The organism is Nautilia abyssi, assembly GCF_055388085.1.
The window spans coordinates 349,366-367,164 of the sequence record NZ_AP042376.1 but is presented as its reverse complement, the minus strand read 5'-3'; the positions used below and the strand labels follow the sequence as shown (position 1 = coordinate 367,164).

Annotated in this window: 20 protein-coding genes and 1 tRNA gene; 4 read left to right on the top strand and 17 right to left on the bottom strand. The window is 33.9% G+C overall.

Annotated elements, in window-relative coordinates; translation table 11 throughout:
• Positions 1-26: 26 nt before the first annotated feature.
• The 4 genes from ACZ5EP_RS01885 to serB form a co-directional block, all read right to left on the bottom strand.
• Positions 27-563, bottom strand: coding sequence for a 50S ribosomal protein L25/general stress protein Ctc (locus ACZ5EP_RS01885; RefSeq protein ID WP_127680705.1), 537 nt, complete (start codon positions 561-563; stop codon positions 27-29).
• Between the two features lie 53 nt (positions 564-616).
• Positions 617-1,738 carry a type IV pilus twitching motility protein PilT gene (locus ACZ5EP_RS01880; protein ID WP_464509204.1) on the bottom strand — a complete coding sequence of 374 codons (1,122 nt, stop codon included), beginning with the start codon at positions 1,736-1,738 and terminating at the stop codon, positions 617-619.
• Between the two features lie 2 nt (positions 1,739-1,740).
• Positions 1,741-2,694, bottom strand: a complete 954-nt coding sequence (locus ACZ5EP_RS01875; RefSeq protein WP_464509203.1) for a transaldolase — start codon at positions 2,692-2,694, stop codon at positions 1,741-1,743.
• A gap of 76 nt (positions 2,695-2,770) precedes the next feature.
• Positions 2,771-3,391: a phosphoserine phosphatase SerB gene (gene serB, locus ACZ5EP_RS01870; protein ID WP_464509202.1), complete on the bottom strand. Its 621-nt coding sequence runs from the start codon at positions 3,389-3,391 to the stop codon at positions 2,771-2,773.
• A 121-nt stretch (positions 3,392-3,512) separates the two neighbouring features.
• On the opposite strand from serB, the gene ACZ5EP_RS01865 reads away from it, so the two are divergent.
• On the top strand, positions 3,513-3,740 hold the full coding sequence (locus tag ACZ5EP_RS01865) for a Sec-independent protein translocase subunit TatA/TatB (protein WP_464509201.1): 228 nt from the start codon (positions 3,513-3,515) through the stop codon (positions 3,738-3,740).
• On the top strand, positions 3,733-4,458 hold the full coding sequence (tatC, locus tag ACZ5EP_RS01860) for a twin-arginine translocase subunit TatC (RefSeq protein ID WP_127680715.1): 726 nt from the start codon (positions 3,733-3,735) through the stop codon (positions 4,456-4,458). The genes ACZ5EP_RS01865 and tatC overlap by 8 nt, the downstream gene beginning before the upstream one ends.
• Here tatC and ACZ5EP_RS01855 read toward each other — a convergent pair.
• Positions 4,424-5,173, bottom strand: a complete 750-nt coding sequence (locus tag ACZ5EP_RS01855) for a substrate-binding domain-containing protein (protein ID WP_464509200.1) — start codon at positions 5,171-5,173, stop codon at positions 4,424-4,426. The two genes, tatC and ACZ5EP_RS01855, sit on opposite strands and share 35 nt — an antisense overlap.
• Before the next feature lie 138 nt (positions 5,174-5,311).
• On the opposite strand from ACZ5EP_RS01855, the gene ACZ5EP_RS01850 reads away from it, so the two are divergent.
• On the top strand, positions 5,312-7,156 hold the full coding sequence (locus tag ACZ5EP_RS01850; RefSeq protein ID WP_464509199.1) for a DUF505 domain-containing protein: 1,845 nt from the start codon (positions 5,312-5,314) through the stop codon (positions 7,154-7,156).
• On the opposite strand, the gene ACZ5EP_RS01845 is transcribed toward ACZ5EP_RS01850, so the two are convergent.
• From ACZ5EP_RS01845 to ACZ5EP_RS01795, 11 genes are all read right to left on the bottom strand, one after another.
• A complete protein-coding gene (locus ACZ5EP_RS01845; protein ID WP_464509198.1) occupies positions 7,146-7,991 on the bottom strand; it encodes a diguanylate cyclase in 846 nt (281 codons plus the stop codon). The genes ACZ5EP_RS01850 and ACZ5EP_RS01845 overlap by 11 nt on opposite strands.
• Entirely contained in the window at positions 7,988-8,884 is an 897-nt protein-coding gene (locus ACZ5EP_RS01840) for a cation diffusion facilitator family transporter (protein ID WP_127680723.1), read from the bottom strand. The genes ACZ5EP_RS01845 and ACZ5EP_RS01840 overlap by 4 nt, the downstream gene beginning before the upstream one ends.
• Positions 8,881-9,957, bottom strand: coding sequence for a tRNA pseudouridine(13) synthase TruD (gene truD, locus ACZ5EP_RS01835; protein WP_464509197.1), 1,077 nt, complete (start codon positions 9,955-9,957; stop codon positions 8,881-8,883). Before truD ends, ACZ5EP_RS01840 begins: the two co-directional genes overlap by 4 nt.
• Positions 9,958-10,020: 63 nt before the next feature.
• Entirely contained in the window at positions 10,021-10,689 is a 669-nt protein-coding gene (locus ACZ5EP_RS01830; RefSeq protein ID WP_464509196.1) for an EI24 domain-containing protein, read from the bottom strand.
• Positions 10,690-10,697: 8 nt separating this feature from the next.
• Positions 10,698-11,537 carry a thiamine-phosphate kinase gene (locus tag ACZ5EP_RS01825; protein WP_464509195.1) on the bottom strand — a complete coding sequence of 280 codons (840 nt, stop codon included), beginning with the start codon at positions 11,535-11,537 and terminating at the stop codon, positions 10,698-10,700.
• A complete protein-coding gene (locus tag ACZ5EP_RS01820; RefSeq protein ID WP_464509194.1) occupies positions 11,507-12,049 on the bottom strand; it encodes a PAS domain-containing protein in 543 nt (180 codons plus the stop codon). Before ACZ5EP_RS01820 ends, ACZ5EP_RS01825 begins: the two co-directional genes overlap by 31 nt.
• A 60-nt stretch (positions 12,050-12,109) precedes the next feature.
• Positions 12,110-12,616 carry a PAS domain-containing protein gene (locus tag ACZ5EP_RS01815; protein ID WP_127680734.1) on the bottom strand — a complete coding sequence of 169 codons (507 nt, stop codon included), beginning with the start codon at positions 12,614-12,616 and terminating at the stop codon, positions 12,110-12,112.
• Positions 12,617-12,677: 61 nt separating this feature from the next.
• Positions 12,678-13,394, bottom strand: coding sequence for a succinate dehydrogenase/fumarate reductase iron-sulfur subunit (locus ACZ5EP_RS01810; RefSeq protein WP_464509193.1), 717 nt, complete (start codon positions 13,392-13,394; stop codon positions 12,678-12,680).
• Positions 13,384-13,959 carry an RIO1 family regulatory kinase/ATPase domain-containing protein gene (locus tag ACZ5EP_RS01805; protein WP_464509192.1) on the bottom strand — a complete coding sequence of 192 codons (576 nt, stop codon included), beginning with the start codon at positions 13,957-13,959 and terminating at the stop codon, positions 13,384-13,386. The genes ACZ5EP_RS01810 and ACZ5EP_RS01805 overlap by 11 nt, the downstream gene beginning before the upstream one ends.
• 137 nt (positions 13,960-14,096) lie before the next feature.
• Positions 14,097-14,927, bottom strand: coding sequence for a CoB--CoM heterodisulfide reductase iron-sulfur subunit B family protein (locus ACZ5EP_RS01800; RefSeq protein ID WP_127680740.1), 831 nt, complete (start codon positions 14,925-14,927; stop codon positions 14,097-14,099).
• The gene (locus ACZ5EP_RS01795) at positions 14,927-15,886 is read right to left on the bottom strand and encodes a succinate dehydrogenase/fumarate reductase iron-sulfur subunit (RefSeq protein ID WP_464509191.1); all 960 of its coding nucleotides are present in this window, start codon (positions 15,884-15,886) and stop codon (positions 14,927-14,929) included. Before ACZ5EP_RS01795 ends, ACZ5EP_RS01800 begins: the two co-directional genes overlap by 1 nt.
• 39 nt (positions 15,887-15,925) lie before the next feature.
• On the opposite strand from ACZ5EP_RS01795, the gene ACZ5EP_RS01790 reads away from it, so the two are divergent.
• A tRNA-Arg gene (locus ACZ5EP_RS01790) sits at positions 15,926-16,002 on the top strand.
• A 72-nt stretch (positions 16,003-16,074) separates the two neighbouring features.
• Here ACZ5EP_RS01790 and ACZ5EP_RS01785 read toward each other — a convergent pair.
• Positions 16,075-17,781, bottom strand: coding sequence for an FAD-dependent oxidoreductase (locus ACZ5EP_RS01785; RefSeq protein ID WP_464509190.1), 1,707 nt, complete (start codon positions 17,779-17,781; stop codon positions 16,075-16,077).
• Positions 17,782-17,799 lie beyond the last annotated feature (18 nt).

The window sequence follows — 17,799 nt, the reverse complement described above, 5'->3', positions numbered from 1 at the left end:
GAAAGAAACGGCAAAAGCCGTTTAAATTATTTAGCCTTAATTACACCTACAACCGGAATTGAAGGGTTTAAGTAACATTCAACACCTTCAGGCATTTCAATGTCTCTGATAAGAATATTGTCACCCACATCAAGATTGCTGATATCTAATTCGAAGAAATCAGGCAGATTCTCAGGTGCGGCTTTAACTTTAATTCTTCTTCTGTGATAAATTAATACACCTTTGTTTTTAAGACCGATTGGCGTACCTTTAACTTTAATCGGAACATGGTAATATGATTTTACACCGTCTTGAGCCATTAATAGGTCAACATGTAAAATTTCGCCAGTTACAGGGTTTTTTTGATATTCCTGAACAACAACTTTTACTTCTTTATCCCCTACTTTTACAGGGAACACCAAATGTTCTTTGTTTCTTAAGTATTTAATGAAGTCACCTGTTTTGAATGCAGCATTTATGTTTTCCTGACCTTTACCATAAATGTTAGCAATCAGATAACCATCCCTTCTAAGCTTTTTAGTTTCAGCTTTTGAGGTACTCTCTCTGATAATTCCTTCAAGCATATTTTCTCCTTAATTTTTTTAGAACTGAAATTATATCTAAATTTTTATATTTTTCAACCGTCTTTAAGTCCGATTTTTGATTCTTCAATAACTTCCATACCGCTTTCAAGTTTTGCTTTTTTAAGTTTAAGTATAAAGTCGTCCCTGCTTGTCGCATAATCAAGCGCAACCTCTTCGCTGACCCTTCCCTGTATAACAAGATCGACAAGATGCTGATCGAAACTTTGTGTTCCGTATGTTTTTTTACCTTCTTCTATTACGTCTTTTAATTCGTTGTCTCTTTTTTGTAAAATCAGGTCTTTAATTCTAGGTGTTTTAACCAAAATTTCCATAGCAGCCGTTCTTTTTCCGTCTACAGTCGGTACAAGCCTTTGTGACACGACACCTTCTAATACTGATCCCAGCACCATTCTTATCCTGTCCTGCTCTTCTACCGGAAACACCCCGATAATTCTGTTTATAGTTTCTTTTGCATCAAGAGTATGCAGGGTTGAGAACACCAAATGTCCGGTTTCTGCGGCATGAAGCGCTATTTCAATTGTTTCTCTGTCCCTCATCTCACCAACGAGAATAATATCCGGGTCTTCCCTTAAAGCCGCTCTAAGAGCTTTGCTGAAACTTAGTGTGTCTTCTCCTAAACTTCTTTGGTTGATTAAACATTTTTTGTCTTTATGCACGAATTCTACCGGATCTTCAATCGTTATAATATGCTTAGATCTAGTTTCGTTTATTTCATTAATCATTGCAGCAAGAGTAGTAGATTTACCGCTTCCCGTAACCCCGGTAACAAGCACAAGCCCTCTTTCTGTTTGGGCAAATTTATGTAAAGCCGGAGGAAATTTCAGACTCTCTATAGTGGGTATTTTACTAGGTATTACCCTGAATACAATAGAAGGACCGTCTATCTGGAAAAATGCATTTCCCCTGAATCTGTAATCTTCATTCAGTTTATAATTAAAATCTATTTCTTTGTTTTTTACAAGCTCGTCAAACCTGCTTCTTAATATTATTTTTAACAGTTCAATAACATCTTCCCTTTTTAAAAACGGAGACTCCATTGTAACCAGTTTACCCTGAACCCTGGCTTTAATACCGTTCCCTGCCTTGACATGCAAGTCGCTTCCGTCATATTTAATTAAAGCGTGCAGGTATTTATTTAAATCTTCTCTTGTCATATTTATTCCTTAATAGAATTAAGCATATCCTCAAATGCTTTTTCAAATGCCTCCACCCCTTCTTCAAATAGTTCCTGATACACTTTTTGCATATTGATTCCGGCCGGTGTCAAAAAGCTGAAAAAACCGTCAATATGTTTAGTCTGAAAATGAAAACTTTCTTCCAGCTCTTTATCTTTTATAGCTTCTATTACATCCAAAGGCAATGTTAAAACGCTGTGCGGAAGATACAGGTTTTCTACATAATAATCGGCAGGAAGATAATCTTGTTTAACTCCGGTAGATGCAAAAAGCGTTCTAATGTTTGGCATATTCATATTTTCTATCTGGTTATAAATTTTTATTGCGTTAAAAAATCCGACTCTGTCCTGTGCAAGGTTTTTTTCTTTTAAAACCGGATTTAATTTTCTGTCAAATCTGCTTACGAATACAGAAATAACGCCGTCAATCGTTCTTGGGCCTTTGCTGATAGCTTCAGCCGCCTGCATCGCCTGATTAGGAGAAAATATTAAAGTAGCATTGATATTTATTCCTTTTTTAGCTAGCTCTTCCATGGCTTTTACTCCGGCTTCGTTGGCAGGAATTTTTATCATTACGTTATCTCTTTGTATTTTATCAACCAGTCTTAACGCTTCGTCTATTGTTCCTCTTGTATCGTTAATAAGCCTAGGGTCTACTTCGATACTGGCATAACCGTCATTTCCTTCATCATATAACGGTTCTAATATATCACATGCCTTTTGAATGTCTTTTACGGCGATTTCTTCATATATCTCTTTGCTTGATTTTCCTTTGAGTCTTTCAAAATCTTCTTTATAAATATCTTTTTTCAGCGCATTTGCAAATATCGCCGGATTGCTGGTCAATCCGTTTACCAGCCCGCTATTAACCCACTCTTTAAATGTGGTATCCAAAAACTCCCTGTCAAGATAATCAACCCAAATACTTGTACTCATTTCTGCTCCTTGTTTTTTAATTTCCCGCCCTTTTTCTTCCTATTAATATTTTTATAATTTTACTTAAATTATCCAATTAAATGAACTCTAATATTTTTGTAAGATCTTTTTCCTCAATAACAATATTAGCCTCTTTTTTCAACACTTCTTTTGCACAGTACGCCACTTTAGTTTTAGCATGTTTAAACATACTAAGATCGTTTGCCCCGTCACCTACCACCATAGTCTGATCTTCGTTAACTCCCAATATGTTCTGAATTCTTTGTAACATATCGCCTTTTGAGTGGCTAAACATCATCTCTCCTCCGACCAGTCCGGTAAGTACACCGTCTTTTGCATGCAAAACATTGCTGAAGTCCGCATCAAGTCCTATCAGATCTTTAACATATGAAGTAGCATTTCTGAAACCTCCGCTAAAACACACAACCGTAACATTTCTTTTTTTAAGTTCTTTTACTATTTCTTTAGCTCCCGGCATCAAAGGTAAAGAGTGACAAATATCGTTTACCTTTTTTTCTTCAAGCCCTTCAAGGAGTTTTACTCTCATAATTAAACTTTCAAAAAAGTCCAATTCTCCCCTCATTGCCATTTCGGTAATTGAAGCCACTTTTTCTTTAAGTCCCAGTGGTTCGGCTAAAAAGTCTATCGTTTCTCCGTCCATTAACGTCGAATCAAAATCAAATACCGCCAGTTTCATATTAATTCCTTATTAAGTACTTATTAAGTATTCGTTAATTAAATTAAAATATAATAAAATTTTATCAAACTTTAACACCTATTCATAAATTTATGCTAAAATTCTCTAAAAAAGGACTAACATGGGTGTAAGTACTTGGCAAGTAATCGTAATTTTATTGGTAGTATTACTATTATTCGGAGGGAAAAAAATTCCGGAACTCGCAAGCGGTTTAGGTAAAGGTATCAAAAACTTCAAAGATGCTGTAAAAGAAGGTGAAGAAGAGGCAGACGTTAAAAAAACTGAAAAAATCGAAGAAAAAACTGCTAACACAACTGAATCTCAAAAAGAAAAAGAAGTAAATGCTTGAGGAAATCAAACCTCACATAGCCGAGCTGCGATCTCGGCTTGTTAAAATAACAATCAGTTTTTTTGTTATTTTTATAATAGCTTTCATTTATTGGAAGCAGATATTTTTATGGATAGCTCATCCTGCTTTTGCCGTTATTAAAACAAAAGCGGATTCTGAAATGATCTTTACTAATATCGTGGAGCCTTTTACAACTGCGATTAAAGTTTCATTATATACAGCTTTTTTTATTACCCTGCCGGTAATACTGTATCATACATGGCGATTTGTCGCTCCGGGACTTTATGATAACGAAAAAAAACTAATAATTCCGTTTGTAGTATTCGGAACTATTATGTTTGTTGTAGGTGCCGCGTTTGCTTATTACGTTGTTTTCCCTATAGGATTTAAAGTGTTAATAAACTTCGGAGGAAAAGATTTTGTCGCTATGCTTAAAATCAGCGAATATGTCAGTGTAGCGCTTAAAATTATGATTGGTTTCGGTATAGCATTCGAACTGCCGGTTATTACTTACTTCCTGGCTAAGCTTGGTTTAGTAACCGATCAGACTTTAAAAGAGTTCTCAAGATATGCCGTTGTTATAATATTTATAGTTGCAGCAGTATTAACACCTCCTGATTTATTCAGTCAGCTGGCAATGGCAACACCGCTGTTATTTTTATACGGACTATCAATTTTAATTGCTAAAGCGGTAAATCCGGCGAAAGAAAACTCATAATTTTACTTCCGGATTTTCTTTTTCCTATCATTTTAAATCTTTCTTCTGCATAATCAATAAATTCTTTTGCTATAAGTTTATTTTTTGAATATTTAGTAATTACCGCATAAACATAGTGTTTATTATAAAAATCACTGTTAATTACGTTTGCTTTTATTTTTTTATTTTTGTTCCAAAAACCAGTACCTATCCAATCGATACATACATCTACTTTACCATGTAATAATGCTTTTTTACACTGAGTAGAATTTAGATAAAAATATTTTTTATTAAATAGTTTAACTTCCAGATAAAATCTTTTACCCTTAGATTTTTTTAATACATTCATAAAAATATTGTAAATTCTGTTAGAAACAAATCCTATTGAGAGCTGCCTTTTTTTTATATTTAAAGTAGTTATTTTACTCTCAAGGGAAAGTATTGCAAGTTTTTTAATACCTATTTTCTTATAATATATATCAAAAAGCTCCGGGTGTTTATATACGTAATTAATATTGTCCGTAATAAACATATCAGCTTTTTTTTGAGTTTCAAGTTTCTTTATTAATACATTTAATGGAGCTTTTAATATTTTAATCCTGTAAGAAGGATGATATTTCTGATACCCTACTTTTAACTCTTCTATAGGTCTGTCACAATTTAAATTCGTATAAATCCATAAAGTATTATATGCATAGACGCTTACAAAAAATAACAAAAGCACTGTTTTTTTCATTACACCCCACCCCGTATAAGTATTACAAACAGAATTATAACAAAACATAATAAAAAGTTTGTTTAAAATTATTTAGTCTACTTGACTAAAACTAAATTAGTTTGTATAATTTCAAAAATTAATAACAGGAGGCGCAAGATGATTATAAAAAATCATTCAATAAATATAATACTGGACTTATTAAACAGTAAAAGCAAAACTTTAGATGTTAAAAATCTAAACAATGAAGCAATAGAAGAGTTAAATTTAAGCGGAATAGTGAGATTCCCTACACCTGCACAAATTGAACTAACTTATTCTGGTAACATTATAGCAAACGTTCTAAACAGCGTTAAGGAGAATATACAAATAGACAATGATGCAAAATGGGTAAGCAGTGAAATAATCGCTATGATTGATGCTGCAGTAAAAAACAACAACAAAACTACATCAATTTCAAACAGCGAACTTGAAAAAAGAGGTTTTGCCCAAAACGGCGAACTAACTAAAGAAGCTCTTGATTTATATGAAGCATATAAAATCACAAATCCTGAACTTGTAATTGACGCTAAGTTAGCTGAATATATAAGAAAATCACCTATGGGTCCGACTGATGCCCATTATTTACCTGTAGAAGGTAATAAAAAAGATCTTCTTGAAGCTATGAGACTAATAGCTTATTCAATTCCGGTCGGAGAATATTTTACATTTACTGAACTTGGACAGGCAGTAAAAGAAACATTAACTTACGGAGGCTGGGCAGCCGAAGGAAGCGTACTTGATATTTCAATTTTAGAAGATATTGCAAAAGTTGCCGACGGAGAAGAAATCGACATCGATTCACTTGCAAACCTTGAAGCTTTAGGTTATGTTTCCGACGTAGATCAGCTTACAAAAGCCGGAGAAAAAGCTCTTGAAGTTTACAGAATCTATAAAGACCAAACTGAAAAACCTTTAAAAACATTTGCAATTTCAGAAGAAGAAATTGAAACACTTAAAACAATAAAATACATATGGGAAGAAAAAACAACTCAAAACCCTGAAGAAACACCTACATTCGATGAAATTAAAGCGGAACTTATCGACAGAAAAGTAAAAGAATACAAAAAACTTATCGAAAAATACGGAAGAAAACTTGATGAAATGCCTAAGAAAAAACAGGAAATCGCTAAAAAATTCCAAGATTTGAGTGATAAGAAAAAATGGTTTGACGATAACTTTGATTTAAGAGAATATTTATATTCACTTGAAGCGTTTAATCTTATTACAGAAGGTGTTGACGAAAAAGGCAAAGCTGTTTATTTCGTAACTGAAAACGGTGAAAAAGTTTTACAAGACCAAAATTTTGATGAAAGAGCAATTCACAGCTGGTCAGTTAAAACACTTGCAATCTCTAATAAAATTTTCAGTGCTCCTAATAGAGAATGGGTAGAAGAAGCAAGACGAGAAAGAATTCTTGGAACATATGAACCTAGCAAATCCGGTCTTTTATATGAAGAGCTTGCAACACATGAAAAAATGCCGTTTATGACAAGATACGAAATGGATATCTTTAAAATAATTCCAGATGCCGGAATAGCGTGTGAAAATATCCTTGAAGGTAAAAACGAAGACGAAAAAAGAAAAATATTAGAAGCAATCGATAAGCTTGAAGCGAAAGGCTTTATTGAAGTTATGCCTGACGGTCATATTATTGAAACTGAATACGGAAAATTAATGGACGATGCAATGAGCGGAGTGCCTGAAGGATTCGGAGCACCAATTAACCCGACTATATATAGAGTTGTAAAAGCTATTGCCGATACTGGCAGCATGTATGTAAAAGAACAAAAAATCAGAATATTGCCTGAGAATATTAAAAAAGCGGTAAAAGCTTCCGGTCTTAGCAAAGAAACTTTCGACAAAGCTTATATCGCGGCTAGAGAAGCTAAATATCTGGGAAGAAACAGCGTAAACGAAGCGGGAATAAAAATGCTAAAAGCGGTAGAGGTTCTTAACTCTTAACCGCCTTTTTATTTTCGTACATTCTTTTATCGGCAATTTTTAAAACTTTTTCTAAATCCTCACTGTCGGTTGGTCTGTGAGCAAATCCCAAACTACATTCAAGTTTTATATCGTTTTTCATATTTGCATTACGTATTTTGTTAACAATTCTTTTAGCTACTTTGGATAAAACATCCGAATCTGCAAAAATCATTATTACAAATTCGTCACCTCCGAATCTAAACGCATAATCAATATCTCTTATAGACTGCTTGATTACATTTGCTACTTTTTTAATCACCTCGTCTCCAAACAAATGTCCGTAAGTATCATTAATTCTTTTAAAATTATCTAAATCTAAAAAGATAATTCCTACTTCCATATCCTCCGATTTATACCTGTCTATAATAAATTCAAAAAACCTCTTATTATATAATCCCGTCATTTCGTCTTTTAAAGCCATTTCAGTAAGATATGACGCAAAATCATAAAAATTAATTATTTTCTTAAAATATCCGTCTTCGTCAATAACAATCAAATGGTGTATTTTATAACTTCTCATAAGTCTGTAAGCTTCAAACACAGTTTCCTCTTCAGACACCGTTATCAGACTTTTTGGGCATCTTTCAATATAATCGCTTAGAGGAATATTGTCAAAGTGCGCAACCAAAGCGTCAATAATATCACTTGACGTCAATATATAATACGGTTTTTTTTCTTTTGTAATCACTAATACGTCTGTTTTGTTTTTTGTAAAAATTTTAGAAACATCATTAATAGTGCTGTTTTTTATATCCTTAAACTCCATTACGTTTATATCACTGTTATGATGGCATTCAATATTTTTTATTTTCACTCACACTCCTCAAGAAGTTTATTAATATGCGAATCGTCATACGGATCTGCATGAATGTTAATAATCCATTTTTTATCCGGATCGATTTTTCTTATTTTTTCCTCAACATTTTCTATAATTGTATGGGCAAGTTTCAATTTCATATCCGGAGTCAGAACTAAATGCACGTCTACAAAATTTCTATGCCCCGCTTTTCTAGTTCTTAAACAGTGGTAATCAAGCACTAAAGGCTCTTTTTTGATAATTTCCTTTATTTTTTCTACAGTTTCAAAATCCAGTGAAACATCAAGGAGTATTTCAAAACCTTCTTTTACAATTTCACTTGCTTCTTTAATAATATAAATTCCTATTAAAATGGACAAAATAAAGTCAATATAATACCAGCCTGTAAGTTTAACAATCAAAAGTGATACTAAAACCGCACCGTTGGTAATTAAATCCGTTTTATAATGCAAAAGATCGGATTTTATAACTAAATGGTTAGTTTTTTTTACTACGTAAGCCAAAAAACTGACCAAAGCTAAAGTAACAATCATTGAAAATACCATTACATAAATAGAATAGTCAATTTTCACTATAGGCTCATGATCTATTATTTTTCTGATACCTTCATATATAATATAAAGTCCGCTCGCACTGATAAACAGCCCTTCAAAAAGCGCCGCTAAACCCTCTATTTTACCTTTTCCGTAATTAAACCTGCTGTTAGGTTTACTCTCACTTACTCTGACTGCAATATTATTAAATATACTGATAACCATATCAAGAAGAGAATCAATCGCACTGGCAATTACAGCAACGCTTCCTGTCATTACTCCGACAATAACCTTAGACACCGCTAAAATAAAAGCACTTGCCGTTGCAACGGTAGTAGCTAAACGGGGTAAACTCATTTTTCTCCTTTATAAGTAATCAAATTATCGGTAATACCGTTTTTAAGAATTTCAACCAATACGGTAGCATAGCTTCCTTTAGGAAGAATAAAAGAAAATTCATACCAGGCTTTTTCTTTTATATATGTTTTTTCCAGTATTTCAGGGAAAATCCAGGCACTTCTTCTGTCTCCGTTTGCAGGAATCAGTTCGTCGTATTTTTCTTCAATTTTTCTTGCGTAATCTTTGGCACGGAGTGCTTTTTTACCTGGCAGAAGACCTGTAGGAACAATGTCTTTTTTATAAAACCTTTCAGTATCTTCCAAAATTTCAAGATAGAAATTTTTTCCGAAAGGATAATGACACATTACATCGCCCGGAAGAAGTTTAAACGGATGTTTTTGTTTTTTTATAAACTTAATAAGTTCTTTTTCATATCCCATAAATTTTAGCTCGTCTTCTTTCATATCAAAGATATTGCTGAGCTTTATCCTTTCCATCAGCCAGTCGTTAAACAGCTTTGACTGATAGGCGCTTATAAGCAGTTTTTGAAGTCTTTTGTCTTTAATATATCTGTCACCGAAAATAAATTCTTTCGCCTGTTCAAAATTATCTCCGTATTTACCGAATCTCTGATAACCGAAAAAATTTGGAATTCCGTATTTTTTAATATCTATAAGTACTCTTTCTATTTTCTTAGCGTCAACGGGAAGGACTTTTTTCAGTCTTACGAAAAACCTGTTGCCTTTTAAATGTCCTATTTTAAGTTTATTTCTATGCAAATCCTGCTCTACTATTTTTATTTTTGGATGGGAAAATTCATTTATTTTAGCTCTTATTTTTCTAGGGACGCTAAACCACTGGACAGTTAATCCGTCTTTGTCTTTAAGACCGGCGTAACCTATATCCCTTTTATTTATGCCGAGTTTGGAAAACTGGCTCACAACTTCATTAGTAGTAGCGTCTTTTTTTCTTACTTTAAGCATTAACCATTCACCTGTATGATCAAATGAATAAAGAGGAATTTCTTCAACAAAAAAATTTTCTGAATTTTTATTAAAGTGGAAGTTTATGGGAGAATGTGAATATATCATTTTTGCCCTTCAAATATTAATTCGAAATTATAGCAAAAGAAAATTTTTTTTGATTATTTTCCCTTAAGAGTTTTTTTTACACTTGTTCAATACAAAATGAGTCATTATAATAAGCTGAAGCGTATAACCGAAAAAAGACAGTATCGGTACAAAATATATAAATGAAGTAAAAAAAATCAAAGACCAGATTTTAAGATTGTTTTTTCTCTCAAATTCCTTATAATCACAAAACATTGCACTGCTGTCAAAAACTAAAGGCTTTTTAATAGCCAGAGACCATAAAAAGGCCTGGTAAAAAATATTTACAACAGGAATAAACAGCAGATAAAAAGTCAGTATGAAAAATATAATAAAATTCAGCATACCTTTTAACGACACCAAAACACCTTCAATAATACTGGTCTCTTTTTGCGGCAGATTATAATATTTTTCATTTATTCTGGAAGTTATCTTATCAACAAAAAACGAACTGAATACGCCTATACTCAAAATAACCAATTCGTAATACAAAAACATCAAAACTATTGTTGAACCCACTCCGGCAAGTATGTTGTTAATACTCTCCCCAAAAGGCAGATAAGAAATATAGGTATGAACTATGCTTACAATATTTCCTGAAAAAAAGTAAAAAACCACTCCCCAAAAAATAACGCTTAAAAACAGAGGAGCGAATGAATATTTAATTATTTTTGAGTCAAACAGATCCGAAAAAGCGTATTTAAATATATTCATTGTTCACCTTAAAAATGATTTTCTCTGCATTTGCTTCTGTATGTGCCTCTTTTTGTAACGGCAAAAACTGTAATTTTAGTTCTTGTTAGTTTAGCAATATTTAAAATTTTTGGCAACTGTTTTTTATTAAAAGTAAAAAGTATTTCATATTCTTCTCCGCTGCAGCCTGTTTTTTTATCTATATTATAAAAAAATTTAAATCCGAGTTTTGATATTTTTGAAATTCTTTCAAGCTCTTTAAAAAGTCCGTCGCTTATATCAAGAGCGGAAGTAATATAAGGAGCAGCCTTATAAAAAAATTTATTCCGTAATACAGGTTTTATAAATTTAGAGTTTCTAGGAACCTTGCCGCCTCTTAAAAGAATATTCAAATCTTTTCTAACACTGCCCAAAGTTCCAGTAAAAGCTACAAATTCATTAAGCTTTGCTTTTCTGTAGACAGGTTTTTTACTTTCTCCTATAAAAGTCATAGAAATTGCCAGTTTGTCATTTCTAATCGTATCCCCGCCAATTATTTCATACCCGTATTTTTCGGCGCACTCATTAAAACCCTCTGTTAACTGTTTAATATCGTGAAGTGAATACTTTTTTGGAAAACCTATGTTTAAAAGGGCATATTTAGGCTTAGCGTTCATTACTACAATATCGCTAATATTTACCAGACTGGCTTTAACAGCTATATCTTTAAGACTCATCCATTCTGTTTTAAAATGTATGTCTTCAAAAAAAGAGTCGCTAGCTATTACCTGATTTCGTATTACTGCGGCATCGTCTCCGATGTATTTGGAATTTATGTTTTTTATAAAAAACTCTTCTTTCATAAAACCTTCAATATTTCCTTTTCCCATTCTTTTAAATACATTTTACTTTTTAATTCTTCTTTTTTCAAATGCTTGTAATATTCTGTGGCTTCTTTAACCTCGCTTCTGGTCGGTTCTCTTCTTATAGCCACATATCCGTGTATCTGTTTGTTATTATATCCATTTTGTACGTTTTCTCCTACCGAAGCCATTGAACTGATAATATTACCGTTCGCGTCAATTGCGTCAATTCTTACTTCAACCCAGTAGTATTTTCCGTCTTTTCTCATATTCATAACCAGTCCGCTGAAATGCTTCCCCTCTTTGATTGTATCCCACATATCTCTAAAAACGGCTTTGGGCATAAACGGATGTCTTACAATACTGTGGCTTCTTCCAACCAGTTCATTTTTAGAATAACCCGTCATTCCCCTGTACGCTTTTGAAGCAAACGTTATCACACCTCTCGTATCTGTTCTTGTTACCAGAGCTCTTGCGTCAAAACCTTCTTCTTCAAACCTTACTTCTCTCCAAATCGGAGTTGTTGGTGTTCTTGACATAATCCATCCTTATTGACTTTATATGTAAGTATATAAAGCCAATATGACAGATGTCTGATATTATAATTTTTTAAGAAGCTCTTTTTCCCAGTCTTTTAAATGAAGTTTTTCTAAAAGTTCAGCTTTTCTCATTGCTTTATATAATTTTAAAGCTTCATTTATTTCATCACGCGTAGGCTCTCTTCTGATAGCAACATAACCTGCTATTTTTCCAGGCTCACTTACAACATTTCCGTTGCTGTCAATAGGGTCAACATGAACTTCCACCCAATAGTGTTTTCCGTCTTTCCTTAAATTCATAACGAGCCCGCTCCAGTGCTCTCCTCTTTCAATAGTGTCCCACATATCTTTAAAAGCTGCTTCAGGCATTAAAGGATGTCTTACAATACTGTGGGGAGCTCCGATTAGTTCGTCTTTTGAATATTTGGTCATATCTCTATATGCTTTTGAAGCAAAAGTAATTTTACCGTTTTTATCCGTTCTCGTTACAAGAGCCCTGGCATCCAGTCCTTCTTCTTCAAATGTTATTTCCTCCCATTTGGGAGTAACGTGCGGTCGAACAGCCATAATCATCCTTTTTTTTAATGAAATTATATATCAAATGTGACATAATTATGACAAAATTAAATTAAAAAAACATTGAATTTTCCGGACTGAATGAGGGTTCGCTGTAAGATTTGTCAGAATTTTGTAACATTTTTATATCAAAAGCGCTTGCAATCCCTTTCGGACACACCATAACACACTTTTGACAGTTTATGCAACTGTAAAGACCGCTATCTTTTGCTAAATCAATTCGTTCTTGCATATCTTTTTTATCCCTGCTGTCAAATACAAATCTGAAGTATTTTGTAAATATAAATGGACCCGCAAAGTCCGGTGTATAATCAAGAGCTTCACATTCAAAATGACACGCCATACACAATATACAGTCTGTCTGTTTTTCATATTTTTGAAACTCCTGCGGTGTCTGCAGATTTTCCTGATCACTTCTTATTTCATCTTCAAACCAGAGTTTGTTTTGTTTTATAGCTTTTTCTATATAACTGTGATCGACTACGAGATCTTTTATAATTCTGCTTCTGTCAACCGGTTCTATAATGATTTCATCATGTTCTATAAAATCTTTTACTTTAGTTTTGCAGGCAAGTACTGTTTTATCATTTACTTTCACGGCACATGTACCGCATATGCTGCTTCTGCAAAAACTCCTATATGTAATACTTCTGTCTATTTCTTTGGTCCTGTCAAGCAGTTCAAGTATTGTCTCGTCTTCTTTGTATTCAACTTCAAAATTTTCAAACCACACTCTACCGTTTAAAAATCTTTTTATATTAACTTTCATCCATCAGCCTTATTGTTTTATTTAACGCTTTTTTTCTGTTTTTTTTGTAAAGATCTACGATTAAATTCAGATATTTTTTATCATATTTTTTATCCCTAAACAAGTAATATCCGATAATTTGCAAAAAATTTCTAGGATTTTGTGTAAAGACGCCTCTTTCAAAATCAATAAACTTTACACCCGTTCGCGTGTTTAAAATATGATAATATCTGCCGAGCTGTCCGTGAAAAACACCTTTTTCATCAAGCAGATAAGCATTGTATAATGCGTTTTTTAACACTTCATAATATTCTTTGCTTCCGACATATTCTTTTAAAGGCCTGCCGTCAATATACTCCATAATAAAATAACGTTTTCCCCTGTATATCGGTTTTGGAGCACATAATCCGTTTAGAAAATTAAGAATTTCCCACTCTTTGTCTATTTCATAATTTTTTGCCCATTTTATTGCGGCTATCCTTCCGTCTTCAAGTTTTGCTTTATAAACTTCTCCCCTGTTCCCCTCTCCGATTTTTTCAATTATGTCGTAACGAATCGTTAATCCTTTTTGATCGAATATTATCAAATTTAGTTATTAAAACTTATATATTTTATTTTAAATTAACAGAATAACTTAAAAAAATTATATAAAGATAAGATAAAAGAAATAAATCAATTAGCGCCAGACACTATATTTGACAAAAAGAAAAAGAGCAAAAGCTCTTATCCTATAGAAATTTTAACTTCCGTTTTGTTCAGATTCCAGAAAGCGTCTTCAGGAGATGACCCGCAAGCAACGTTTATAAGCTGAGTAACCTGTAAAATAGGCTCTTCATAACCATCCATCGCTTTATGACAAAGAGGACAAGGAGTAGTCACTATATCTGCACCCGCTTCTTTCGCACCGTCAAGAGGCTTTACTGCAAGTCTTTCTTTCTGATCAGGATTTGTAAATCTTGCATGGTATCCGCAGCATGTCTGTTCATGCTGATAACCTTCTACAATTTCAACACCTAAAGGCTCAAGTATTTCTTTAAGTACAGTAGGATTTTCAGGATCGTCTAGTGCAACTTCATCAGGCGCAAGAACATGACACCCGTAATATGGAGCCACTTTTACACCGCCGAGTTTTCTTTGAATTTTGCTTTTATACACATCCATTCCTATAAAATCTCTAATTAAATTCAATGTATGATAAATTTTAGCCTCACCTTTATATTCCAGACCTTCGTCTGCCAAAATTTTATTTATTTTTTCTTTTAATTCCGGATCTGAATCAAGCGCAAGTTTTGTTTTTGCAATAATCATATAGCATGTATTGCACGGCGTATATAAATCCACGCCTTTTTCTTCAGCTAAAGCGATATTTCTTGCGTTTAACCCGTAAACTATCATTTTGTTTGTCTCATCAATAACGCCGCCTCCGCAGCATGCGCTTCTCTCAAGTAAAACGCCCTCAACGCCCATTTTTTCTAAAAAATCTTCCGTTATATCATAATTATGTATATCTGCTCCTTGAAAGCAACATCCCGGATAAATACCTATTTTTTTCATTACAGTTCCTTTTCAAGTTTTTTAATAAATTTCTGAAATTCTTTAATACCGTCAAAAGGCTGAGGACCGAACTCTTCTTCTTTCATACCTCTGTTTCTAAATTCTTCTTCCAGTTTATTGGTTATAGCTTCACCTTTTTCATCACCGAAAGCAACTTCAGGTAAATGCCATTTGTCAATCTGACCAGTTTCAAATACGTTAGCAAACCATACTTTTGCTCTTCTTGTAGCAATATTGTCTTCACCTACGTCTTTAGCTATTCTTCTAAGTTCGAGTATATCTTCTCCAGGTTTAATTCCTTTAGGACATGCGGCTAAACACATCTGACACTGTACACAGTCCCAGATTCCTGCATCTTCTACAAGCTTAATTCTTTCTTCCACATCCACACCGTCTCTGCTGTCCATTATAAATCTGAATGCTTTTGTAAGCTGGAACGGCCCTAAATATGCCTCTTCACCCTCAAGCGCATTACACTGCCCATAACATGCCATACACAAAATACAGTCAGTCTGTTTATCGTATTTCGCAAATTCTTCAGGAGTAACTAAAGACTCGCATTTTAAATTATCAGGAACTTTTTTAGGATCTGGTTCAAGATAAGGTTTAATTTTTTTAAGTTTATTAAATGCCGGGTCCTGATCAACCACCAGGTCTTTTACAATCGGTAAATGATTTAAAGGTTCTATTCTTATAACACCGTTTTTAATTTTGTCTTTTGCCTGAATTTTACATGCAAGCCCTGCACGCCCGTTAATAATCATTGCACAGCTGCCGCAGATAGCACTTCTGCAAAATGCTCTGAATGTCAGACTTTCGTCTATTTTGTCTTTTATGTACATTAAAAGTTCAAGAACGGTTAAACTGTCTTCAACCTCAACCTCAAAATCTTGCCAGTAACTTTCGTTTGTTTCAGGATTATATCTTTTGACTTTTGTTACATATTTTATTTTTTCCATTTAAAATCCTTTATAAAATATTTGGTATAATTCTACTCCCTCCCGGTAGCTCAGCAGGATAGAGCGTCGGATTCCTAATCCGAAGGTCGTGGGTTCGAATCCCGCCCGGGAGACCACTTTATAAATTGAGAATGTAGAGTTGAGAATTGAGAATTAAAAATTCTCCATTCTCCATTCTCAATTTTCCATTAATATTTTCTTTCAGCCGGTTCGTAAATACTTAAATCGACTTCACCTTTTTCATATTTAAAGCTTCCGTCGCTGTTTTTAGTTATCATTGAGTGATATAAAAAGTTTTCATCGTCTCTTTTTGGATAATCATCCCTGTAAAAACTTCCTCTAGATTCTTTTCTCTGTAATGACGCATAAGCAAGCACATCTGCAATTTCAAGTAAATTATAAAATTCAAGCAGACTCTGTAAATCAGTATTGAAAACTTTTGATTTATCTTCAACGGCAAGGTTTTTATTGGCTCTTTCAATAAGGTTTTTAAGTTTATCGTAACCTTCTTGCATCTCTTTTTCGTTTTTGAATACACCGAAATGTCTAAACATAATTTCTCCGAGCTCATCTCTTAGATCGCCTAACGTTTCTTTGCTTTCTCTGTCAAACAGCTCTTGTATAAATTTTACGTCTTCTTCCAATTTAGAAGCACCGCCTTTTGCAAAGTCCGTACCTTCAGCATATCTTACCGCTTCTTTTCCTGCCACGTGACCGAATACAACAATATCAAGAAGCGAGTTTCCTCCTAGTCTGTTTGCACCGTGAACGCTTACGCACTGTGCTTCACCTGCTGCGTAAATACCTGCAATAGGAGTTTCACATCTCACATCAGTATGGATTCCGCCCATTGCATAGTGAGCAGTAGGCTTAATAGGAATAGGTTCTTTTATAGGATCTATACCTTCAAAATCAATTGTAAGTTCTCTAATCTGAGGAAGTCTTGATTTAATTTTTTCTTCACCGAGATGAGTAAGGTCAAGATGTACGTATTCTCTTCCTTCTTCGTCTTTAAATCCTCTGCCTTCTCTGATTTCGGTCATAATACTTCTTGAAACCAAATCTCTAGGCCCAAGCTCCATTTTTTCAGGAGCGTATTTACTCATAAATCTTTCGCCTTTATTGTTTAAAAGATGTCCGCCTTCTCCTCTGGCCGCTTCAGATACCAGAATTGCCGATTTTCTGAGTCCTGTAGGGTGAAATTGTAAAAATTCCATATCTTTTAAAGGAAGCCCGGCTCTAAGAGCAGCAGCCGTTCCGTCTCCGGTACATCCTAAAGCGTTAGAAGTATACCCCCAATAAATTCTACTGTGCCCTCCGGTAGCCAGGATAACGGCTTTGGCATGAATAAACTGAATATCTCCCGTTGCAATGTTTATTGCCGTAACACCCTGAAGTCTCTCTCCGTCATGCACAAGATTTAACATAAACCATTCATTTAAAAACTTAATATCGTGTTTTATACATTGTTCATAAAGAGTATGAAGCATAACATGTCCCATTTTATCGGCACTGTAACATGTTCTGTCTTTACTTGCCCCTCCAAACGGTCTTTGAGCAATTTTTCCGTTGTTTAATCTGCTGAAAGGAACTCCCATATGTTCCATTTCCCTGATAATTCTAGGAGCTTCAAAACACATGTATTTAACTGCTTTTTGATCAGCAAGATAATCGCTTCCTTTTACAGTATCGAATGTATGAAGCTCTTCACTGTCAGTCGGGTCTACATTAGCAAGTGCGGCATTAACACCACCCTGAGCAGCTCCCGTGTGGCTTCTTGTTGGATAAACTTTTGTAAGTACTGCTATTTCCATTCCTTTGGCTTCTTCTGCCGCGCTTAATGCGGCATAAAGTCCGGCACCGCCAGCACCGACAATTAAAACATCAACTTTCATATCACTCCTTTAATTTTG